Source organism: Lelliottia sp. 489 (assembly GCF_050435885.1).
GTDB lineage: Bacteria > Pseudomonadota > Gammaproteobacteria > Enterobacterales > Enterobacteriaceae > Enterobacter > Enterobacter nimipressuralis.
The window spans coordinates 119454-142003 of sequence record NZ_JBNDLC010000005.1; the positions used below are offsets into that span (position 1 = coordinate 119454).

At 54.9% G+C, this 22550-nt stretch carries 20 protein-coding genes; 7 read left to right on the forward strand and 13 right to left on the reverse strand.

Going from position 1 to position 22550, the window contains the following annotated elements; genetic code table 11:
* Positions 1 to 10: 10 nt before the first annotated feature.
* The gene (gene yicI / locus ABIE11_RS16520) at positions 11 to 2332 is read left to right on the forward strand and encodes an alpha-xylosidase (RefSeq protein WP_429184895.1); all 2322 of its coding nucleotides are present in this window, start codon (positions 11 to 13) and stop codon (positions 2330 to 2332) included.
* A gap of 112 nt (positions 2333 to 2444) precedes the next feature.
* On the opposite strand, the gene ABIE11_RS16525 is transcribed toward yicI, so the two are convergent.
* The 7 genes from ABIE11_RS16525 to gmk all read right to left on the reverse strand — a co-directional run bounded on the left by ABIE11_RS16525 (position 2445) and on the right by gmk (position 11640).
* Positions 2445 to 4160, reverse strand: a complete 1716-nt coding sequence (locus tag ABIE11_RS16525; protein WP_429184896.1) for an AsmA family protein — start codon at positions 4158 to 4160, stop codon at positions 2445 to 2447.
* Positions 4161 to 4278: 118 nt separating this feature from the next.
* Positions 4279 to 5673, reverse strand: a complete 1395-nt coding sequence (locus tag ABIE11_RS16530) for a nucleobase:cation symporter-2 family protein (RefSeq protein WP_100778213.1) — start codon at positions 5671 to 5673, stop codon at positions 4279 to 4281.
* A gap of 103 nt (positions 5674 to 5776) precedes the next feature.
* A complete protein-coding gene (gene recG / locus ABIE11_RS16535) occupies positions 5777 to 7858 on the reverse strand; it encodes an ATP-dependent DNA helicase RecG (protein WP_429184897.1) in 2082 nt (693 codons plus the stop codon).
* Positions 7859 to 7861: 3 nt separating this feature from the next.
* Positions 7862 to 8551: a tRNA (guanosine(18)-2'-O)-methyltransferase TrmH gene (trmH, locus tag ABIE11_RS16540; RefSeq protein WP_102105079.1), complete on the reverse strand. Its 690-nt coding sequence runs from the start codon at positions 8549 to 8551 to the stop codon at positions 7862 to 7864.
* A 4-nt stretch (positions 8552 to 8555) separates the two neighbouring features.
* Positions 8556 to 10667 (reverse strand): bifunctional GTP diphosphokinase/guanosine-3',5'-bis pyrophosphate 3'-pyrophosphohydrolase, encoded by a 2112-nt coding sequence (spoT, locus tag ABIE11_RS16545; RefSeq protein ID WP_107702540.1) that lies wholly within the window; start codon positions 10665 to 10667, stop codon positions 8556 to 8558.
* Positions 10668 to 10686: 19 nt separating this feature from the next.
* Positions 10687 to 10962 carry a DNA-directed RNA polymerase subunit omega gene (gene rpoZ, locus ABIE11_RS16550; RefSeq protein ID WP_032615688.1) on the reverse strand — a complete coding sequence of 92 codons (276 nt, stop codon included), beginning with the start codon at positions 10960 to 10962 and terminating at the stop codon, positions 10687 to 10689.
* Between the two features lie 54 nt (positions 10963 to 11016).
* A complete protein-coding gene (gene gmk, locus ABIE11_RS16555) occupies positions 11017 to 11640 on the reverse strand; it encodes a guanylate kinase (RefSeq protein WP_100778209.1) in 624 nt (207 codons plus the stop codon).
* Between the two features lie 250 nt (positions 11641 to 11890).
* On the opposite strand from gmk, the gene ligB reads away from it, so the two are divergent.
* Entirely contained in the window at positions 11891 to 13561 is a 1671-nt protein-coding gene (gene ligB / locus ABIE11_RS16560) for an NAD-dependent DNA ligase LigB (protein WP_429184898.1), read from the forward strand.
* Here ligB and ABIE11_RS16565 read toward each other — a convergent pair.
* From ABIE11_RS16565 to ABIE11_RS16575, 3 genes are all read right to left on the reverse strand, one after another.
* Complete coding sequence (locus ABIE11_RS16565) at positions 13558 to 15210, reverse strand: phosphoethanolamine transferase (protein ID WP_429184899.1); 1653 nt, start codon at positions 15208 to 15210, stop codon at positions 13558 to 13560. The two genes, ligB and ABIE11_RS16565, sit on opposite strands and share 4 nt — an antisense overlap.
* A gap of 116 nt (positions 15211 to 15326) precedes the next feature.
* Complete coding sequence (locus ABIE11_RS16570) at positions 15327 to 15944, reverse strand: trimeric intracellular cation channel family protein (RefSeq protein WP_123429706.1); 618 nt, start codon at positions 15942 to 15944, stop codon at positions 15327 to 15329.
* A 204-nt stretch (positions 15945 to 16148) separates the two neighbouring features.
* Positions 16149 to 17012 carry a YicC/YloC family endoribonuclease gene (locus ABIE11_RS16575; RefSeq protein ID WP_102105075.1) on the reverse strand — a complete coding sequence of 288 codons (864 nt, stop codon included), beginning with the start codon at positions 17010 to 17012 and terminating at the stop codon, positions 16149 to 16151.
* A 125-nt stretch (positions 17013 to 17137) separates the two neighbouring features.
* Here ABIE11_RS16575 and rph point away from each other — a divergent pair, with 125 nt between their 5' ends.
* Both rph and pyrE read left to right on the forward strand, forming a co-directional pair.
* Positions 17138 to 17854 carry a ribonuclease PH gene (gene rph, locus ABIE11_RS16580; RefSeq protein WP_429184900.1) on the forward strand — a complete coding sequence of 239 codons (717 nt, stop codon included), beginning with the start codon at positions 17138 to 17140 and terminating at the stop codon, positions 17852 to 17854.
* 129 nt (positions 17855 to 17983) lie between these two features.
* A complete protein-coding gene (pyrE, locus tag ABIE11_RS16585) occupies positions 17984 to 18625 on the forward strand; it encodes an orotate phosphoribosyltransferase (protein WP_129035847.1) in 642 nt (213 codons plus the stop codon).
* 60 nt (positions 18626 to 18685) lie between these two features.
* Here the strand turns inward: pyrE and slmA are convergent, their stop codons facing one another.
* The 3 genes from slmA to coaBC all read right to left on the reverse strand — a co-directional run bounded on the left by slmA (position 18686) and on the right by coaBC (position 21047).
* Complete coding sequence (slmA, locus tag ABIE11_RS16590) at positions 18686 to 19282, reverse strand: nucleoid occlusion factor SlmA (RefSeq protein WP_100778201.1); 597 nt, start codon at positions 19280 to 19282, stop codon at positions 18686 to 18688.
* A 117-nt stretch (positions 19283 to 19399) separates the two neighbouring features.
* Positions 19400 to 19858: a dUTP diphosphatase gene (dut, locus tag ABIE11_RS16595; protein ID WP_164971809.1), complete on the reverse strand. Its 459-nt coding sequence runs from the start codon at positions 19856 to 19858 to the stop codon at positions 19400 to 19402.
* Positions 19836 to 21047: a bifunctional phosphopantothenoylcysteine decarboxylase/phosphopantothenate--cysteine ligase CoaBC gene (gene coaBC / locus ABIE11_RS16600; protein ID WP_194513257.1), complete on the reverse strand. Its 1212-nt coding sequence runs from the start codon at positions 21045 to 21047 to the stop codon at positions 19836 to 19838. The genes dut and coaBC overlap by 23 nt, the downstream gene beginning before the upstream one ends.
* A 170-nt stretch (positions 21048 to 21217) precedes the next feature.
* On the opposite strand from coaBC, the gene radC reads away from it, so the two are divergent.
* From radC to rpmG, 3 genes are all read left to right on the forward strand, one after another.
* On the forward strand, positions 21218 to 21883 hold the full coding sequence (radC, locus tag ABIE11_RS16605) for a RadC family protein (protein WP_429184901.1): 666 nt from the start codon (positions 21218 to 21220) through the stop codon (positions 21881 to 21883).
* Between the two features lie 216 nt (positions 21884 to 22099).
* A complete protein-coding gene (gene rpmB / locus ABIE11_RS16610; protein WP_002436699.1) occupies positions 22100 to 22336 on the forward strand; it encodes a 50S ribosomal protein L28 in 237 nt (78 codons plus the stop codon).
* A 22-nt stretch (positions 22337 to 22358) separates the two neighbouring features.
* Positions 22359 to 22526, forward strand: coding sequence for a 50S ribosomal protein L33 (gene rpmG / locus ABIE11_RS16615; RefSeq protein WP_003024094.1), 168 nt, complete (start codon positions 22359 to 22361; stop codon positions 22524 to 22526).
* The last annotated feature ends 24 nt before the right edge of the window (positions 22527 to 22550 follow it).

The following is a 22550-nucleotide window of genomic DNA, read 5'->3' on the forward strand; positions in this document are numbered from 1 at the left end:
GGATAAAAGTATGAAAATCAGTGACGGAAACTGGCTAATTCAACCGGGCCTGAACGTGACGTACCCGGTGCAGGTGTTCGACGTGGAGCAGCAGGGCAACGACCTGGTGGTGTACGTTGCGCCGCGCGACGTGCGTGAACGCACCTGGCAGCTCGACACATTGATGTTTACGGTTCGCCTGTTCTCGCCGCAGGAAGGCATTGTCGGTGTACGCATCGAGCACTTCCAGGGCGCGCTGGACAACGGCCCGCACTATCCGTTGAACGTTCTGAAAGACGTGAAAGTACAGATTGAAAACACGGCGGAATTTGCCGAGCTGAAAAGCGGCAGTCTTAGCGTGCGCGTTACCAAAGGGGAGTTCTGGGCGCTGGATTTCCTGCGTGATGGCCAGCGCATCACCGGCAGTCAGCTGAAAAATAACGGCTACGTGCAGGATGGCAATACCGACAGCAACTACATGTTCGAGCGCCTGGATTTGGGCGTCGGCGAAGCGGTGTATGGCCTCGGCGAGCGCTTTACCGCGCTGGTGCGTAACGGCCAGACGGTCGAAACCTGGAACCGTGACGGTGGCACCAGCACCGAGCAGTCCTACAAAAATATTCCGTTCTACCTGACAAACCGTGGTTACGGCGTGCTGGTGAATCATCCGGAAAATGTGTCGTTTGAAGTTGGCTCGGAGAAAGTCTCCAAAGTGCAGTTCAGCGTGGCGGGCGAGTATCTGGAATATTTCGTTATCGACGGCCCGACGCCGAAAGAGGTGCTGAACCGCTATACCCAGTTTACCGGTCGCCCGGCGCTGCCGCCTGCATGGTCGTTCGGCCTGTGGCTCACCACCTCGTTCACCACCAACTACGACGAAGCGACGGTGAACAGCTTTATCGACGGCATGGCCGAGCGCGATCTGCCGCTGCACGTCTTCCACTTCGACTGCTTCTGGATGAAAGCCTTCCAGTGGTGTGATTTTGAATGGGACCCGGTGACTTTCCCGGACCCGGAAGGGATGATTCGCCGCCTGAAGGACAAAGGGCTGAAAGTCTGCGTGTGGATCAACCCGTATATCGGCCAGAAATCGCCGCTATTCAAGGAGCTGAAAGAGAAAGGCTATCTGCTCAAGCGCGCGGATGGCTCCGTATGGCAGTGGGATAAGTGGCAGCCGGGGCTGGCAATTTATGACTTTACCAATCCGGAAGCCTGCCAGTGGTACGCCGATAAGCTGAAAGGGCTGGTTGATATCGGCGTGGACTGCTTCAAGACCGACTTCGGCGAGCGCATCCCGACCGACGTGGTGTGGCATGACGGGTCCGATCCGCAGAAGATGCACAACCACTACGCCTATATCTATAACGAGCTGGTGTGGGACGTGCTGAAAGAGACCGTTGGTGAAGAGGAGGCGGTGCTGTTTGCGCGCTCCGCGTCCGTCGGTGCGCAAAAGTTCCCGGTTCACTGGGGCGGCGACTGTTACGCCAATTACGAATCCATGGCGGAAAGCCTGCGCGGTGGGCTGTCGATTGGTCTGTCGGGCTTTGGATTCTGGAGCCACGATATCGGCGGGTTCGAGAATACCGCGCCTGCCCATGTTTACAAACGCTGGTGCGCGTTCGGGCTGTTCTCCAGCCATAGCCGCCTGCACGGCAGCAAATCCTACCGTGTGCCGTGGGCGTACGATGATGAGTCCTGCGATGTGGTGCGCCACTTCACCCAGCTGAAATGCCGGATGATGCCGTATCTGTATCGCCAGGCGGCGCTGGCCCGCGAGGTCGGCACACCGATGTTGCGCGCGATGATGCTCGAATTCCCGGACGATCCGGCGTGTGATTATCTGGACCGTCAGTACATGCTCGGCGACGCGATGATGGTGGCACCGGTGTTTAGCGAAGCGGGTGACGTGCAGTTCTATCTGCCGGAAGGTCGCTGGACACACCTGTGGCATAACGACGAAGTGCAGGGCAGCCGCTGGCATAAACAGCAGCACGACTTCCAGAGTCTGCCGGTGTATGTACGCGAGAACACCCTGCTGGCGCTCGGCAACAACAGCCAGAAACCGGATTACGCGTGGAACGCGGGCACGGCATTCCAGCTGTTTAGCCTGGCAGACGGTTGCTCGGCGGTGAGCGAAGTCCCGGCGGCGGACGGATCGGTCGTGTTTACACTGACGGCTTCTCGCCAGGGCGATACGGTGACCTTAAAAGGCGAAGGAAACGCCCAGGACTGGTCGGTCTGTTTGCGCAATGTGCAGCAGATCGCGGGTGTTAAAGGCGGTTCCCATGCCGGTAGCGAATGGGGTGTGGTGGTGAAAGCGCAGGGGAGTGAAGTGGTGATTCACCTGAAGTGATGTGCCTGAAATGGCCCGGCGGCGCTACGCTTACCGGGCCTACGGTGTCAGCTTTGGTTTGCAGGCCGGGTTAAGCGTAGCCGCCACCCGGCTTTTTTATGCCATTAACATTTCAGGGCTGGGGTGTTACAGATGGCGCGACCGCAGGGCTTGTCGATACCTGGCCGCCCGTCATCGTCTGCTGCACCTGCTGTTTATCCATATTTACCGCGTTCAACTTCCCATTTACCGACGGTTTCAGCGGCGCTTTGTCCTGCACGCTGCCGCTGGCGGTCAGCTGGATATTGCCGTCGCCGTTAATTGGCAGTGCAGGCCAGCCCCACTGTTGCAACACATTCACCGGCACGCCGCGCCCCTTCAGGCTAACCGTGGTCTGGCGCTGCGGTAACTGTGATACGGTCGCCGTGGCTTCAAGAATACCTTTTTCGGTGAAGGCGCTCAGTTCCGTGATATTCACCGTCGACGCGTTGGCCGCCAGCGCCAGTGACGGACGGCGCACGTCTACACGATTAAAGGTGGCGGCGGCACCGTTCAGGGTCGCATTGCCGCCCCACACGCCCCACTGACGATCTTTCGCCAGCTGGAGGTTGGCACCATATCCGTCGAGAGAGGTGATCTGCCACGGGAAGGCGGGATCGATATCGATCACCAGGTTGCGACTCAGGCCAAATTTTTTCAGGGTCACGCCGTGGAGCCATTCCGGGAGCTGCTCCATCCACAGGGTTTTCCAGTTCGGTGGCAGGGTGTACTCCAGACCGGCCACCGCGACATCGTCCAGTATCAGCGCTTTACCGTTGCGTAGCCAGTTGCCGGAGGTGCGCACCATACCGCCTTCCCAGCGGGAGGTGAACTGGCGCAGCGCCACGCCCTGCGGTGCAAACTCTGCATTCAGAATCGGATCAAAAAGATGCAGCGAGCCGTAGATAAACTCGCTGGCATTCATCGATAAACGTCCGTCCTGGCTTTGCCAGTCGCCCTGGCTGAGGGTCAGATTGCGCAGGCTTAAATCGAGATCGGTTACGGCCCAGTCCGGCCCTTGCAGGCGGGCATCGGTGACCTCCAGGCGGCCAATCTGCAGCGACGGCAGGGTGGTGATCGGCGCAAAGAAATCCATCAATGATTTGTCGCTTTGCAGGCGAATGTCGTTCAGGCGCAGATTGTCGATCACCCAGCCGCCGTCGGCGTTACGCCGCGCGGTACCGGTCAGCGAGCCGCGCGCCATATCTGCGCCGATGGTGCTCAGCACCACTTCTTTACCGTTCAGCTCGCCCTGAATCAGCACATTGCTGGTGGGCACGCCGTTGAGCGTCAGCGATCCGGCGCTCATCTGAATTTGCGCTTTTTTGCCCAGCACGCTGCCCGCTTCCGGCTGCCAGGGGCTGACGCCGCCTGTCACTTTTTGCGCGCTCAGATCCCATTCCATATTCGGGCTGTTGAACGCCATGTTGTTCAGCTGCAGGCGGTCGGCCTGGAACGGAAGCGGCGCGGTTTGGGGGGAGAGGTTAAGTGTCCCGTCGTGCAGGGTGATGGTATCCATGTGCAGCGGATCGGTGAGCTGTCGGCTGCTCAGACCAATATCCACTTTTTTCGCGACCAGGGTGGCGGGTTTGCCATCGCGGCCAAAGGTGACGTTTTCCAGAATGATGTGCGACGGGGAAGAAAAACGGTGATCCATCAGGTCGAAATTGAGTTCGTAGTCGGTGTTAACCGTAATCCAGCTGCTCACCTGAGCCGCGCCCCAGCGGGTCTGCACGAGGATATAAAGTGCCAGGATTGCGAGCAGCACCGCAATCAAAATCCAGATCAGCAGCTTTCCAATAAATTTCATGGTCTTCCATCCCATCAAACGCACATAAGGGAGTTATGCACGATTTATGCGCAATCCTCAAGGCAGGAATGGTGTAATTCGGTTTCACGGCAGGCGTGATGCCTGCCGTGACGGGGGATCAGTTCTTTTCTGGCGGGAAGACGAGGTTCAGCACAATCGCCGTGATACCCCCTGCGGCGATGCCGGAGGAGAGCAGGTTTTTCACCCAGTCAGGGGCGAACTGCAGGATCAGCGGCTGCTGGGAAACGCCCAGACCGACGGCCAGGGACAGCGCGATAATCATGATGGCACGACGGTTCAGCGGCTCACGCGACACGATGCGCACGCCAGAGGCCGCAATCGTACCGAACATCACAAGCGTTGCGCCGCCCAGCACCGGTTCCGGAATGTGCTGCACAAAGCCACTCACCGCCGGGAACAGGCCGAGCACGATCAGCATCAGCGCCACGACAAAGCCCACGTAGCGGCTGGCGACGCCGGTCAGCTGGATCACGCCATTGTTCTGGCCAAAGCAGGAGTTCGGGAAGGTGTTGAACACGGCAGAGACAAACGAGTTCAGACCGTTCGCCAGCACGCCGCCTTTCAGGCGTTTCATGTACAGCGGACCAGAGACCGGCTGTTCGGAGACGTCAGACGTGGCGGTGATGTCGCCGATGGTTTCCAGCGAGGTGATCATGAATACCAGCATCAGCGGCAGGAGCAGGCTCCAGTCAATGCCGAGGCCATAATAGAGCGGTGTCGGCACCATAATCAGCGCGCTGTTGGTCGGCGCGGTGTTTTCCGGCAGCATGCCCATCGCCCACGCCACCAGATAACCGGTCGCCATGGCAATCACCAGCGAGGCGACGCGCAGGTACGGGTTACGCTGACGGTTGAGCAAAATAATAATCGCCAGCACCACGCCCGCCAGCAGCAGATTTTTCGGTGCGCCGAAAGTGTGGTCACTCATCGCCGCATACCCGCCGCCGATAGAGGTCAGGCCCACCTGAATCAGCGACAGACCGATAATCATCACCACCACGCCGGAAACCAGCGGGGTAATGACGCGGCGCGCCAGATGCAGCACGCGGGAGATGACCATTTCCGTACAGCTGGCCAGCATCAGGGTGCCGAAAAGCGCAGCCATCATCGTCGGGACATCGGCCCCGCCGGTTTTCAGCGCAGTGCCACCCATAATCAGCGGGGCAACAAAGTTAAAGCTGGTGCCCTGAATTGACAGCAACCCTGAACCGACCGGGCCCCAGGCTTTAATCTGAATAATAGACGCCACGCCGGATGCAAACAGGGACATGCTGATGATGTGCTGCGTGTCCTGAGCCGGTAAGCCGAGCGCCTGGCAAATCAGCAGGGCAGGCGTGATAACGGCCACGAACATCGCCAGCAGGTGCTGACACGCGGCGAACAGCGTTTGCGCCAGCGGCGGACGATCTTCAAGACGGTAGATGAGTTCACTATTATGTTGAGCGTGCGCAATCGGTTGCGCATCTTGAGACTCTACGGCGTTAACGGACATCGGCGGCAATCCCACGGGTGAAAAGCGGGCATTTTAGCTGACCGGATGGTAAAAGCAAACGATTGCATTTATATATTTATTAAAACAGGGATGAGCACAGTGATCAGGCGTTGGAATAGCGCTCGGTTTCTGGCATCCAGCGTTGAATCAGCCCGGCGGCCTGTGCCGGATAACGCTCGTGAATGTGGCGGGCAAGGCGCTGGACTTCCGGAATCATCGATTGGTCACGAAGCAGATCGGCCACTTTGAATTCGGCGTTACCGGTCTGGCGTGTGCCCAGCAGTTCGCCGGGGCCGCGGATCTCGAGATCCTTTTGCGCAATCACAAAGCCGTCATTGCTGTCGCGCAGCACCTGGAGTCGCATTTGCGCCGTTTTAGAAAGCGGGGATTTGAAGAGCAAAACGCAGTGGGAAGCTACCGCACCACGGCCAACGCGGCCCCGCAGCTGGTGAAGTTGCGCAAGGCCCAGCCGCTCCGGGTTTTCGATAATCATCAGGCTGGCATTCGGCACATCCACGCCCACTTCGATAACCGTTGTGGCAATCAGCAAATGCAACTCGCCCTGCTTGAATGAGTGCATAACAGCCTGTTTTTCAGTGGGTTTCATTCGGCCATGCACCAGCCCAATATTCAGCTCGGGCAGCGCCAGTTTTAGCTCTTCCCACGTTGCTTCTGCGGCCTGCGCTTCCAGCAGGTCGGACTCTTCAATCAATGTACAAACCCAGTACGCCTGACGGCCTTCGTGAGTGCAGGCGTTGCGCACGCGATCGATGATCTCGCTGCGGCGCGTATCCGGAATGGCCACGGTGGTGACCGGCGTTCGGCCGGGTGGCAGTTCATCGATCGTTGAGGTATCCAGATCGGCATAGGCGGTCATCGCCAGGGTGCGCGGGATAGGCGTGGCGGTCATGATCAACTGATGCGGGTGGAAGCCCTGCTGCAGCCCTTTTTCCCACAAGGCCAGCCGCTGATGTACGCCAAAGCGATGTTGCTCATCGATGATCACCAGGGCAAGGCCGTTAAACTGCACCTGTTCCTGAAAAATGGCGTGGGTACCGACAATCATCTGTACCTGACCGCTGGCGATGGCTTCCTGTTGCGCGAGACGTGCTTTGCCTTTTTGCTTGCCGGCAAGCCAGCCCACTTCCACGCCCAGCGGCGCAAACCAGCTGCGGAAGTTATTGGCGTGCTGCTCGGCGAGCAGTTCGGTTGGGGCCATCAGCGCCACCTGTTTGCCGTGCGCGATAGCGCGCAGGGCCGCGAGGGCGGCGACCAGCGTTTTACCGGAGCCTACGTCACCTTGTACCAGACGCATCATCGGAATATCGAGCGCCATATCGCGTTCGATCTCGGCAGTCACGCGTGCCTGGGCATTCGTCGGTTTAAAGGGCAATGAGGCCAGCAGCTTATCTTTTAAATCATCACGGGCAGGCAGAGGTTGTGCGTGAAAACGCTGTGCACCCGCGCGAAGCGCCAGCATGCTCAGGTTATGTGCCAGTAATTCTTCAAGGATAAGCCGCCGCTGCGCCGGATGTTGCCCGTTTTCTAACTCGCTCAGCTGTAAAGACGGCGGTGGGCGGTGCAGGGTGCGAATGGCTTCCGGCAGGCTCATCATGCCCTGTGCCAGCTCAGGCGGAAGCAGTTCGGCGATGGCGCAGGTATCAAGCAACTCCAGCGCCTGATCCGTCAGTTTTCGCAGCGTCGCCTGCTTGATACCTTCGGTAGTGGGGTACACCGGCGTCAGCGTCTCCTGCAGTTCAGGCGTACTCAGATCGCCCTGCACACGGTACTCCGGGTGGATCATCTCCGCGCCATATTTCCCGCGTTTGGCTTCGCCATAGGCCAGCACGCGTCGTCCGGCGGCCAGGCTGTTTTTCATCGCAGCACTGAAATTGAAAAAACGCATGGTGAGAATGCCGGAGCCGTCGCTGATCTGACAGGTCATCATGCGACGGCCGCCAAAGGTAATAGTGCTGTTCAGGACTTCGCCTTCCACGGTGGCGTAGATGCCAGGCAGCAGATCGCCAATCGCGTAAAGCTGGGTGCGATCTTCGTAACGCAGAGGAAGGTGCAGGAGCAAATCTTGTACAGTGTGCAGGCCAATTTTAGCCAGCTTGTTGCTTTGCGCCGCACCTACGCCCGTTAATGAGCTGAGCGGAACGGCATCAAGCAGGTGGCCGTTCATGGTTTAGCCTGCAAACTGCATGGTGGACCACCATGCGGCATCGGCTTCGATTTCGCCCTGCGCATTGACGTGGGGATAAGGTAATTGCTTCTGTTTAGCCACGCGAGCCAGCACCGGATAGCCACCTTCAAACAGCAGACGCTGCTGTTCAACTTCAGGAAGCATGCTGTTTTCGCGTTCGTACATCCCGGCGTTCTGACGCTGGCGCTGGGCTTCATACAGAATCAGCGCAGAGGCGACAGAGACATTCAGCGACTGCACCATGCCAATCATCGGGATAATGATGTCCTGATCCGCCAGATCTAATGCTTCTTGCGTGATCCCGGTTTTCTCCTGACCCATCAGAATGCAGGTCGGGCGGGTGTAATCAATGTCGCGAAAATCGACGGCTTTATCGGAAAGGTGGGTCGCCAGGATTTGCATCCCGCTGCTTTTCAGCTGCGTGACAGCATCCGCAATCGTGGGGTGAGTTTTTACCGTCACCCAGCTGTTGCTGCCTGCCGCGCTGGAGGCCATGGTGCGCATATTTTTACCCGGCCAGACTGCGTGAACTTCATGCACGCCAACGGCGTCCGCGGTGCGGACGATGGCGGAGACGTTATGAGGTTTATGGACCTGCTCCATGCAGACCGTCAGATCGGGCTGGCGTCTGGCGAGCATCTCACAGATACGTGCATAACGTTCTGAATTCATTAGCCTAGTTTCGGTTACGGGTGACTTTAATGACGTCCGGCATCACGCGGATTTTGCGCATGATATTCGCCAGATGCACACGATCGCGCGCGGTCAGACGAATAAAGGCGCTGTAAACGCGGCCATCTTTTTCTTCCGTATTCAGGCTTTGAATGTTGGAAGAAGCCGTGTTGATCGCCGCCGTCAGGTTTGCCAGCGCGCCCTGGTGGTTGAACATATCGACCTTAATTTCGGTGATAAATTCTTGCTCAGTCTCTTTATCCCACTCAACGGCCATGAACTTCTCTGGCTCTTTTTGATAGCCACGGATGTTACGGCAGGACTCGTGATGGATAACCAGACCTTTACCTGGGCTGACGTGGGCGATGATTGGGTCGCCAGGAATCGGTCGGCAGCATTTAGCGAAGGTGATAAGCACCCCATCCGCACCTTTGATCGGCAGATGACCGTGCCCCTGCGTGGTCGGCTGCACAGCGGAGGCTTCGCCCTGCTGGAGGTTCTTCGCCACGACGACGCTCATCGCATTACCCAGGCCGATTTCTGCCAGCAGATCGTCAAGCGAGGCGAGCTTCATGCGCTCCAGCTCTCGCTGTATGTTCTCTGGCGGAATTTCGGCCAGCTTGCGGCTGCCACCCAACGCATGGTTGAGCAGGCGACGGCCCAGGCTAACGGAGTCGTCACGTTTGAGGTTTTTCAGCAACTGACGGATCTTCGCGCGTGCTTTCGAACTGACGACGAAGTTAAGCCATGCGGCATTTGGGCGAGCGCCCGGTGCGGTAATAATTTCGACCGTCTGGCCGCTGGTGAGCGGCTGAGACAGCGGATACGGCTGTCTGTCGACACGTGCGCCCACGCAGGCATGACCAATATCGGTATGCACCGCATAAGCGAAGTCGACCGGCGTTGCGCCAGCAGGCAGCTCGACAATGCGCCCTTCTGGCGTGAAAACGTAAATCTCATCCGGGAAGAGATCGGATTTAACGCTCTCGATAAATTCAAACGAACTACCGGCGCTCTGTTGAAGTTCAAGCAGGCTTTGCATCCAGCGCTGGGCGCGGATTTGCGCGGTGGTACTGGTTTCGCCGTGCTCTTTATAAGCCCAGTGCGCAGCAACACCCATTTCCGCCATCTGGTCCATGTCTTCGGTACGGATTTGTACCTCAACAGGTACGCCGTGCGGCCCGATCATCGAGGTGTGCAAAGATTGATAGCCGTTCGCTTTTGGAATGGCAATATAGTCTTTAACGCGCCCCGGACGCGGTTTGTAGAGGCTGTGCATCTGACCGAGTACGCGATAGCAGGTGTCAGAATCATGAACGATGACACGGAACGCGTAGATATCCATGATCGAGTGAAAACGCTGCTCTTTCAGCACCATTTTGCAGTAGATGGAGTACAAATGCTTTTCGCGGCCGCTGACGCGACACGGAATTCCCGCTTCCTGCAAACGCCCTTCGATTTCAGAAAGGATCTTCTGAATCATCTCTTTACGGTTGCCGCGCGCGGCTTTAACCACCTCTTTAATCACGCGATAGCGGTTTGGGTACAACGCTTCAAAACCCAGCTCTTCAAGCTCGGTTTTAATGTGATGGATACCTAAACGGTGTGCCAGCGGGCTATAAATTTCGAGGGTTTCACGGGCGATGCGGCGACGTTTATCGGGGCGTAATGAGCCCAGCGTGCGCATATTGTGAGTACGGTCAGCGAGTTTGATGAGAATGACGCGGATATCCTGCACCATCGCCATTATCATCTTGCGAAAGTTTTCGGCTTGCGCCTCTTTCTTATCGCGGAATTTCAGCTTATCAAGCTTAGAGACCCCTTCCACCAGTTCGGCAACGCTTTTACCAAACAGCTGTTCCATATCCTGGTAGGTGGCGGGGGTATCTTCGATCACGTCATGCAGCAGCGCGGCCATCAGCGTTTCATAGTCGAGTTTCATCTCGGCCAGAATACAGGCCACCGCTACCGGGTGCGTGATATAGGGTTCACCGCTTGAACGTGTTTGGCCCTCGTGAGCGTCACGTGCAACGAGATACGCCTGCTGAAGACGCTTAATCTGGTCTTCAGGCAGGTAGGTTTGAATCAGTTGATTCAGGCTTTCAAACAGATACAAGGGCGACCCGCAGGTTTAATTAACGACGGCCTTCAGCAATGGCGGTTACGGCCTGCAGTTCTGCGGCTTCCTGCTCTTGCTGCTCCTGGCGCTCACGTACGTCGAGGATCTGGTTGTTGATCAGACCTTCTTCGATTTCGCGCAGTGCGATCACGGTGGTTTTATCGTTTTCTTCTGGTACCAGTGGATCTTTGCCGCCGGACTGCATCTGACGAGCGCGACGCGCGGCGACCAGTACCAGGTCAAAACGGTTACCAATTTTCTCTACAGCGTCCTGAACAGTTACGCGTGCCATACTTAAAATGCTCCACAGATGAAGAAATGACTGGGCATGATACTGAATGTGGGTTCAGTCTGCCAACAGTTTGGTGATTAATGCGTCATGTCGCTGCTTCTGGCGGCTCATACGCAGACGTTCTGCGCGAATAATGGTTTTCAGATCGCCCAGGGCAGTATCAAAATCATCATTCACAATAAGGTAATCATATTCGGCGTAATGGCTCATTTCTGCAACTGCCTGCGCCATACGTTTTGCGATAACTTCTTCGCTGTCCTGGCCGCGGCCACGCAGGCGACGGTCAAGCTCATCCTTCGACGGCGGCAGAATAAAGATGCTCCGCGCTTGCGGCATCTTCGCACGAATCTGCTGTGCGCCCTGCCAGTCGATATCCAGGAACACATTGACGCCGGTTGCCAGGACCTGCTCGATGGTTTCACGGGATGTCCCGTAGAAATTTCCGAATACTTCAGCGTGTTCAAGGAACGCGTCTCTGCCAATCATCGTTCTGAATTCATCGTGATTCACAAAGAAATAGTGTTCACCGTGTACTTCACCCGGACGCGGTGCCCGCGTGGTGTGAGAAACCGAAACTTGCGTATCGTACAACGGTTGGGTTTTTAACAGCGCCTGAATCAGGCTGGATTTACCCGCGCCACTAGGGGCAGAAACAATATAAAGCGTGCCTTGAGCCATGAGAGTCTTTTGTATGTGTTAGCGAAGAAGTCCTACATACGGGCTTATTATACACGTCACTGCTCTGTGACGTAGCCTTTGTCACACTTTTTCCTCGGGATTGTTGATTTTTGAGTACCGTTTTCCGGTTTTACCCGCCGTTTGCTGCAACCAGAACATAACGCGGAAGCAGGCTCGTAAATCGTGGTTTTGCCACTAGCCAGGTTAAAACAGCAGGGTTATACCTTTCGCAAAACAGGGAGGTATCGCGATGTGGAAATGGGCTGGATTGGTGTTGATGCTGTGGAATGGCTGCGTGATGGCGGTTTGCCCCGCCTGGTCGCATGCTAAAGCAGATCAGGAAATGGCAAAACTGAGTGCGCAGATCGCCCGCTGGAGTGAGGCGTACTGGCAGGAGGGGAAAAGCGAGGTCAGCGATGAGGTTTACGATCAGCTTAGTGCGCGGCTCGCGCAATGGCGCTTTTGCTTCAACAACGAACCCACTTCCGATGATATCCCACCTGCCAGTGGGACGGTGAAACACCCTATTGCGCATACGGGTGTGCATAAGGTTGTGGGGATTAATGAGTTACGCCAGTGGATGAAAGCGCACCACGATCTGTGGGTGCAGCCGAAAGTAGATGGTGTGGCGGTGACGCTGGTCTATCGCAAGGGCAAGTTAGTGCAGGCGATTAGTCGTGGCGATGGAATGAAAGGAGAGGACTGGACGACGCAGGTGCAAAAAATACCGTCGATTCCGTTAACTCTGCAGGGAGCACTGGCGGACAGTGTTTTGCAGGGCGAACTGTTTTTACGCAGCGAAGGGCATATCCAACAGCAAAAAGGGGGAATGAATGCGCGCGCTAAAGTCGCTGGCATGATGATGCGCCAGAGTGGCAAGCCGACGCTGGATAATATCGGCGTTTTTATCTGGGCCTGGCCCGATGGCCCCTCTTCAATGCCGCAGCGTGTCGCTGAACTGGCGAAAGCGGGGTTTTCTCTGACCAGGCGTTATACGCGCGCAGTCCGAACCGTAGAAGAGGTGGAGCAAAACAAAACCGAATGGCTGACATCCGTTTTGCCCTTTGCCACTGACGGCATTGTGGTGCGTTCCGCAATCGAACCTGCGGGTGAGCACTGGCAGCCTGGAGCAGGAGACTGGGTGGTTGCATGGAAGTATTCGCCCGTCTCACAGCTTGCAGAAGTTAAAGCCATTCAGTTTGCCGTTGGGCGAACGGGCAAGATCTCTGTTGTCGCCTCTCTTGAACCTGTACAGCTGGATGACAAACGGGTACAGCGAGTGAGTCTCGGTTCCGTAGGGCGCTGGCGGACGCTTGATATCGCGCCTGGCGATCAGGTACTGGTGAGTCTGGCGGGGCAGGGCATACCCCGGCTGGATAAGGTTGTGTGGCGGGGTTTTGACCGTGTAAAACCGACGCCACCGTCCTCACATTTTAGCCCGCTGACCTGCTTTTATGCGTCGCCAGAATGTCTGGAACAGTTTTTTGCCCGGTTAGTCTGGCTGAGTTCGAAGCAAATACTCGATATCGAAGGACTGGGTGAGTCAGGCTGGCGGCTATTACATCAGGCTCATCATTTCGAACATATTTTCTCCTGGCTGTCGCTGACTCAGGAGCAGCTCCAGAATACGCCAGGCTTAAATGCTTCGCGGGGATTACAGCTATGGCATCGTTTTGAGCGGGTGCGTCATCAGCCTTTTATGCGATGGATTGGTGCGCTAAGTGTGCCGCTGCCGCAAGCTGCAGCAAAAGCGCTGACAGAACATTCATGGCAGCAATTACGCGACAAAGAGGCGGTGAGCTGGCGCCTGCTTCCCGGTATCGGCCCGGAGAAAGCGCGAAAGCTGGTCGAATTTTTTCACGATCCAGCTATCGCGGCCATGGCATCCTGGCTGCGAACGCAAGGCATCCAGGGGTTTTAGAGCGAACCGGCCTTAGCCTTACGCCATGGTGTTTTTTTGTCTGGTGAACTAAAAGTATCCCGTAGCTGGTCGTAATCGAAGATATGTCGACCACCATCCATTACCGGAAGCAATGTTGATTCCTGATAGCAGGTTTCCAGAACCGAACGGCAGTTCTCAGCGCCCGTGGAGATGCCAAGCCAACTCAGCATAAGCCAATAATTGTTTGCGGTGGACCAGAATCCTGGTACCCAGCCCAGTTGACGTTGCTGGCTGGAGAGCGCTGGCTGGCTGTACCAGATAAACTGCGGGACTTCGTACGCCTCTTTGCTAGGATTACGTGAGCCATGCATGTAAAGGGATTCCAGCTGTGGGTTTTTTTCCAGCCCATGGTCGGAGAAATAGAGAAGAGAAGAGGCGCTATTTTGCAGGCGTTTTCCCACCTCACCAATAAAGGCGTCGGTAAAGCGAATCGCATTGTTGTAGCAATCTTCGTACTTATTTCCCGTGTTTAGTACCTGAGCGGACGCGGGATAGCGGTCACACGCCATCTCATGACTGCCATTAATATGCAATACGATGAATTTCTTACCCGGTTTTTTCAGCGCTTCATCCAGTGCAGGTAAAAGTTCGGTGTCATACTGCGTGTTAATCCACTGAGCTTTATGGCTCGCAGAGGCAATCGCGACAATATAATTATTACTCTTTCCTGAGTTGCCCTGCGCGCTGATCCATTCCGTGTAATAACCAGATTTTTTGGCAATGCTGACGATATTGTCGGCGAGTTTGTCGACCGTAAAGTTATCAGGATCGGCTTTACTCAGTATCATTGGGACTGCCAGCACCGTGGCTGACGCCGGAGCAATAGCGTGGGTAAAGATCAGAGCATTCTTTGCATACGCTGATTCAACTGGCGTGGTCTCCTGGTTGAAACCATAAAGCTGCATATTACTGCGGCGAGCAGATTCTCCAACGATCACCACATAGTTTTCGATACCCGTCTGATGGTACTGCAGGGCGGGATAGTGCACTTGCTTCTGGCTAATTTTTTCAGCCAGTGCGCTATCTCGGTGGGCAATAATAAATTCCGAGCCTGTGTAAAATGGCGTGTTCGTCAGGATGCGTGCACTCAATGGGTAATAAACTTCCAGGTCTTTACGTTTTTTCAACCAGTTAGCAGTTGAATACCAGCCTATATAGCCAACCAACAACACAATGCTGATGATTTTTGCCCTGTCTGACAGGTTTTCGCTCAGTGACTTAATGGCATACCAGGTGATAACAAAATAGGCCGCGATGACAGGGAAGCTGTTTAAATACAGCCCGGACATACTTTTTGCTTCGGCCAGGTGGGTCGCCAGAATACTCATCGCAAAAACGGTGTTGAATTCGCTCTGATAAACATTCCAGGTACTGAATGCGATCGCAAAATTAAGCGTCAGGAGGGCCGTAAGAAGAAAGGCAATAATTTTACCGGGAAGGTAGCGATAAAGGGCTGACGCGCCAAGTAAAAGCAGGCCATTGCAAATCGCAATGCGCACAACAAAGCGTGCAGGCTGCGTGAAGTACACTGGCCACACTTGTATCAATACAGAGATCATCAACAGGATTAAAAAATGACTGCTGAGTTTTTTATCCAGGATGAGGGCAGAGGCTTTAGCAAGTGACATCGGTTCTTAACGCATATTTCCAGGATGGTTACAGGCGGTTATTGTAATCGTTTTTCGATTTAATATAAGCCTACGAAACGTGCTGATTAATACTTGTTGCCTCTCTATTACGTTACTTAGTGCGAGTCATGGGTGTAATGAAACACCGGAAGTCCAAGTTTTAGGCGCAACGCCAACATGCGCGCGGTAAAACCAAACAGCAGGGTGGCGATGACGACGACATCATGGCTCGACACATAATGCTGTAGCGCAATGTACAGCACGGCTGAGGCGAACGAAATGCCAGCGTAGAGCTCTTTCTGGAACACCAGCGGAATGCGTTTACAGAACATATCGCGCAGCACGCCGCCAAACACGCCCGTGACCACAGCGGCGATGATGGCAATGATCGGGCCTTCACCCATATCCAGCGCAATTTGCGCACCAATAATGGAAAACACGATCAGCCCTAATGCGTCCAGTACCAAAAACAGACGGCGCAGATGAGGCATCACTGGGGCGGCAATCGTCGTCAGAACCGCGGCGACAGCTACGATCACAACATACTCAGGATGCTTGACCCAACCGAGTGGATAGTGTCCCAGCAAGATATCACGGACAGATCCTCCACCGAGTGCCGTAGCGGTGGCGATAATGATGACACCGAAGGTGTCCATACGACGGCGCCCAGCAGCCAGCGCACCGGTCATGGCTTCAGCGGTGATACCGACCAGATAGAGAATGTGTAAAAGCATTATCGCCTCCAGAGAAACTGGTGGCAGAGTAGCCTTTTGTGGCTTAGATCACGATTGATATTTTCTAAAGTGAAGCGATTTGGCTTAGTTAAACTAATTAATCGCTGAGTTTTTTATCAGTGGGATGAAAGGTTTTTTTGAATGAGAAAGCGCTAACAGCATGAGAAAAAATAATGGGTAGCTCACGTTGAGCTACCCTGGCGATTATTCAATGTTCTGAATCTGCTCGCGCATTTGCTCAATCAGCACTTTCAGCTCAATCGCAGATGTGGTCACTTCGGCGTTGATTGATTTGGACGCCAACGTGTTCGACTCGCGGTTGAATTCCTGCATCATGAAATCGAGACGACGACCCACGGCTTCTTTTTTCTTCAGAATGTTGTAGGTCTCTTTGACGTGCGCTTCCAGACGATCCAGTTCTTCGGCCACGTCAACACGCTGGGCCATCAGGACCAGTTCCTGCTCCAGACGGGTATTTTCCAGCTGAACTTCTGCATCTTCGAGTCGGGCAAGCAGGCGCTCGCGCTGCCATTGGAGGACTTCAGGCATGTGTGCGCGTACTTTCAGAACTTCTGCGCTGACACCTTCCAGACGCTGCTCAATCATCGCTTTCAGCGCCTGACCTTCGGTTTCACGGGCGACGATAAAATCATCTAATGCGCCATCAAGCGCACCCAGAATTTCAGTGGTAATTGCATCCAGATCCTGCTCTCCTGCGGCCATCACGCCTGGCCAGCGAAGGATATCAACAGGATTGATTTCGCCTTCGTCGCTCTGCATCTTGACCCAGTTCGCGGCATTCACCAGCTGTTTGGCCAGTTTTTCATTGAGGATCAGCTCCCCTTGCGCGCTCGCGTCGGGTTCAAAACGCAGGTTGCATTCCACTTTACCGCGCGTCAGGCGAGCCCGAATGCGTTCGCGAACAACCGGCTCGAGGCTGCGAAACTGCTCCGGCATACGGAAATACGTTTCCAGATAGCGCTGGTTTACCGAGCGCATTTCCCAGGTAGCGCTACCCCAGCTACCCTTGATTTCACGCCGGGCGTAGGCGGTCATACTGCGAATCATAAACATGTCCGTTTTTAGAGGAGAGATGGGGGGATTATAGCTTTCGGGGCTTTCTCAGGATAGGAATAAGCGCGTTTAATCCGTATAATGCGCAGCCACATTCGTTTCAAGCCGGAGATATCATCATGCGTCCAGCAGGCCGTAGCGCCAATCAGGTGCGCCCCGTCACCCTGACCCGTAACTATACAATACACGCTGAAGGCTCCGTGCTTGTTGAATTCGGTAACACCAAAGTGCTGTGCACCGCCTCTATCGATGAAGGCGTTCCGCGTTTTCTGAAAGGTCAGGGCCAAGGCTGGATCACTGCCGAATATGGCATGCTTCCTCGTGCGACCCACACCCGTAACGCTCGCGAAGCGGCAAAAGGGAAGCAGGGTGGCCGCACGATGGAAATTCAGCGTCTGATTGCTCGCGCACTTCGTGCGGCGGTGGATCTGAAAACATTGGGCGAATTCACCATCACGTTGGACTGCGACGTGATTCAGGCTGATGGCGGCACGCGTACGGCGTCCATCACCGGCGCTTGCGTGGCGCTTGCCGATGCGCTGAACAAACTGGTTGCCGCCGGTAAACTGAAAATCAACCCAATGAAAGGGATGGTGGCCGCTGTCTCCGTTGGTATTGTAAAAGGCGAAGCCCTTTGCGATCTTGAGTATGTTGAAGACTCCGCCGCAGAAACCGACATGAACGTCGTGATGACCGAAGACGGTCGCATTATTGAGGTGCAGGGCACGGCAGAAGGCGAGCCGTTCACCCACGAAGAGCTTCTTACCTTGCTGGCGTTAGCCCGAGGGGGAATCGAATCCATTGTCGCGGCGCAGAAAGCGGCGTTAGAAAATTGATGTAAGGGCGACGTTGTCGCCCTTTTTTTTATGCTTCATCCTGAGCGCCGTCTCTTTGTCGGCTGCCGATAGGGCGTGAATGATGTAGCGTAAACCAAAATGATGATAAGTAAGATGAGGAGCAAATCCATGAAACCCTATCAGCGCCAGTTTATTGAGTTTGCGCTTAACAAGCAGGTTCTTAAGTTCGGCGAATTTACGCTGAAATCCGGGCGCAAAAGCCCCTATTTCTTCAATGCCGGCCTGTTTAATACCGGGCGCGATCTGGCTTTGTTAGGCCGTTTCTACGCCGAAGCGCTGGTGGATTCCGGGATTGATTTCGATCTGCTGTTTGGTCCGGCTTATAAAGGGATTCCGATTGCGACCACGACGGCGGTGGCGTTAGCGGAACACCACGATCGTGACCTGCCGTACTGCTTCAACCGTAAAGAAGCCAAAACGCACGGTGAAGGCGGCAACCTGGTCGGCAGCGCGTTGCAGGGTCGGGTGATGCTGGTGGACGACGTGATCACCGCAGGAACCGCGATCCGTGAATCCATGGAGATCATTCAGGCTAACGGCGCAACGCTTGCTGGCGTGCTGATCTCTCTTGATCGTCAGGAGCGTGGCCGTGGCGAAATCTCGGCGATTCAGGAAGTGGAGCGCGATTACCACTGCAAAGTGACGTCGATCATCACGCTGAAAGACCTGATTGCCTATCTGGAAGAGAAGCCTGAAATGGCGGATCACCTGGCGTCAGTGCAGGCGTATCGGGAAGCGTTTGGCGTTTGAGTGAATTGCCCGGTGGCACTGTGCTTACCGGGCCTACGCATCACGTAGGCCGGATAAGATTTACTGCAGTTGAGCAGCCACTAACGGCCAGCGAGTGTCGAAATCGTCCGTCGGGCGATATTTGAACTCGCTGCGCACAAAGCGGGAAAGCATCCCCTCGCAGAAAGCCAGAAGTTGCCCGGCCAGCAAGGTTTCGTCAGTAACGTAACCTTCGCCTTCACGCATTTTCTTTTCACGCAAAACCTGCCGCAGCTGCGCTTCAATGCGCTCGAACAGCTGGTTGATGCGCCCCTGAAGTTTGTCCTGCTCAAACATGAGAGCATGACCGGTCAGAATGCGGGTTAAACCCGGATTGCGTTCACCAAAACCCAAAATCAGCAGCACAATCAGACGCAGGCGCGCGGTCGTGTCTTTTTCGTCTTTTAAAATCAGATTGATGCGGGTGATTAGGCTGTCTTCGATAAATTCGATCAGACTGTCAAACATCCGCGTTTTGCTGGGGAAATGACGATAGAGCGCCGCTTCTGATACGCCAACAGAGGCGGCCAGTTTCGCGGTGGTGATGCGTTGGCTGCCATCGCTGGATTCAAGCATCAGAGCCAGAGATTGAAGTATTTCTTCGCGACGATTCCTTTTCGCGGTTTGTTTTTCTGCCATGTTACAAAATACCCCTGAAAATACGCGCTTTTACGGCTGGCATCCACACAGCGACCGCAAACTGTTGTTTGCGGTGTGTTATCGCGTTATTACGCTGTGAGATGCGTACTGTTAGGCTTATTTGCGCCCTGAGTGGCCGAAGCCGCCTTCGCCGCGATCGGTGGCATCAAAATCTTCCACCAGGTTAAATTCCGCCTGAACCACTGGCACAAAAACCATCTGCGCGATACGTTCGCCCGGCTCAATGGTGAAGCTATCCTGGCCACGGTTCCAGACAGAGACCATCAGCTGACCCTGGTAGTCAGAATCGATAAGCCCAACCAGATTGCCCAGCACGATACCATGCTTATGACCAAGACCTGAGCGAGGGAGGATCACCGCCGCCAGTGACGAGTCGGCAATGTGAATCGCCAGACCAGTTGGGATAAGCGTAGTGGCACCCGGTGCCAGCTCTACGGCGTCATCGAGACAGGCACGCAGGTCAAGACCAGCAGAGCCGGTGGTGGCGTAAGTTGGCAGCGGAAATTGCTGGCCAACGCGCGGGTCCAGAATCTTAACGTCGATTTTTTTCATCATAACGGGTAACGATCTCGTCCAGTAATTGTTGGCCCAGGAGTTCCTTGCGCTCAAGCGGTAAGACTTTCTCTCCATCCTGCCAGAAAAGGTGCAGTGCATTGCTGTCGCTATTAAATCCTTGTGTCGCCAGCGATACATCATTCGCACAAATCAAATCGAGATTTTTGCGGGTACGTTTTTGCCGGGCGTATTCTTCCACATTATTCGTTTCTGCGGCAAATCCAACGACGTAAGGTCGATGGGTTTTTAATGCAGCAACGCCCGCAACGATATCCGGGTTTTTCACCATTTTTATCGTTAATTCATCGCCTTGCTTTTTAATTTTTGCATCAGCAATGGTTTCTGCGCGGTAATCCGCAACGGCGGCGCAGCCGATAAATATGTGCTGTTTTTGCGCGTGCGCCTGGACAGCGGCTTCCATTTCCAGCGCTGTGGTTACGTCGATTCGCTGCACAGATGATGGCGTGGGCAACGAGACTGGCCCGCTCACCAGTGTGACCGTCGCCCCGCGTTTTGCCGCCGCTGCGGCGATAGCGAAGCCCATCTTACCGGAGCTGTGATTGGTGATATAACGCACCGGATCCAGGGGTTCACGCGTGGGGCCCGCGGTAATCATGATGTTGAGATGTTGCAGGTCGTTGACAGGGGCAAAATGGGCCGCCGCCATATCGACAATAGCAAGAGGGTCCAGCATACGGCCTGGGCCGATATCACCGCAGGCCTGACTGCCGCTGTCCGGGCCCCAAATCAACAGGCCGCGAGAGGCCAACACGTCAAGATTATGCTGGGTAGCGGCGTTGCGATACATCTGCTGGTTCATGGCAGGCACCACGGCGACCGGAGCGGGTGTGGCCAGGCAAATGGTAGAGACCAGATCGTTTGCCATACCGGCGGCGACGCGGGCGATTAAATCAGCCGTCGCGGGGGCGAGGATCACCAGGTCTGCCCATTTGCCAAGCTCAATATGGCCCATGGCGGCTTCTGCCGCAGGGTCCAGCAGGCTGTCAGAGACCGGGTATCCAGAAACTGCCTGCAAACTCAGGGGCGTGATAAAGGCTTTGCCGCCTTCGGTTATCGCGACCCGCACATCGGCCCCGCGCTCGCGCAAACGGCGCACCAGTTCTGGCGCTTTATAGGCGGCAATGCCGCCGCTCACGCCAAGAACGATTTTTTTACCGGCCAGGCTCATCATGATTCTTTCCTGTTGGGTTTCACCAGAGAGCGGGCATTTTATCACAATCCCAAAAGTGGCGTGATTTTGTGCGTGCCTCCCTTTGCGAGGCGCTACGCAAGAACGAAAAGAGCCTGTCGAGCGGCCACGAATCCTGTGTCAGGATGAAAGAAAAAAGGAGAAGGGATATGGATTTCACATTGCCGCTCTTGCCGCGAGAAAAAATGCTGCACTCCGGCATTACGTCTCTGACGGATACCGAGCTGCTGGCACTCTTTTTACGCACCGGCACATCCGGGAAGACTGTTTTTGTACTGGCGCAGCAGCTGCTTGAGCATTTTGGCTCTCTCTACGGCCTGCTCAACGCCGAGCTTGCAGAATTTAAGCATGTCGAGGGAATAGGCTTGGCTAAATTTGCCCAGCTAAAAGGGATTGCCGAGCTGTCGAGGCGCTATCACAGCGTGCGGATGCTTGAAGATAATCCCTTGATAAGCCCTGAAATGACGCGGGATTTTTTGCAGAGCCAGCTTTCTGATGTTGAGCGCGAGATCTTTATGGTGATCTTCCTCGATAACCAAAACCGGGTGCTAAAACATTGCCGTTTATTCTCGGGTACCTTGAGTCATGTGGAGGTGCATCCGCGAGAAATTGTGCGTGAAGCGATAAAAGTGAATGCAGCCGCCGTGATCCTCGCGCATAATCACCCCTCGGGTTGCGCTAAACCAAGTCAAGCCGACAAAGAGATCACTGAGCGTATCATCAAATGCTGTCAATTCATGGACATTCGTGTGCTTGACCATTTAGTTATCGGTCGGGGAGAGTATGTTTCTTTTGCCGAATATGGTTGGATTTAGACCATTTCGCGCGATCCATCGGGATCTTTGTCTGTTCGGGACTTGAGCACATCGTCGAGTCAGCGTATACTACGCCACCTTTGAGAATCTCGGGTTTGGCATTTGGGCCTGGCAATCGAGAGTTCGCTTAGAACCGCGATGACCGGGCTGTAAAGCCTGACGAGGCGCCGATACCCCATACGAAGCTCGAGCTAATTTGATTTTTGGAGAATAGACATGTCCCGAGTCTGCCAAGTTACTGGCAAGCGTCCGGTGACCGGTAACAACCGTTCCCACGCACTGAACGCGACTAAACGCCGTTTCCTGCCGAACCTGCACTCTCACCGTTTTTGGGTTGAGAGCGAGAAGCGTTTTGTCACCCTGCGTGTATCTGCTAAAGGTATGCGTGTTATTGATAAGAAAGGCATCGATACAGTTCTGTCCGAACTGCGTGCCCGTGGCGAAAAGTACTAAGTACTTAACGAGGAAATAAATCATGGCTAAAGGTATTCGTGAGAAAATCAAGCTGGTTTCTTCTGCTGGTACAGGTCACTTCTACACCACCACGAAGAACAAGCGTACTAAGCCGGAAAAACTGGAACTGAAAAAGTTCGATCCAGTTGTCCGTCAGCACGTGCTGTACAAAGAAGCTAAAATCAAATAATTTTAGTTTTCTTTGAAGAAAAAC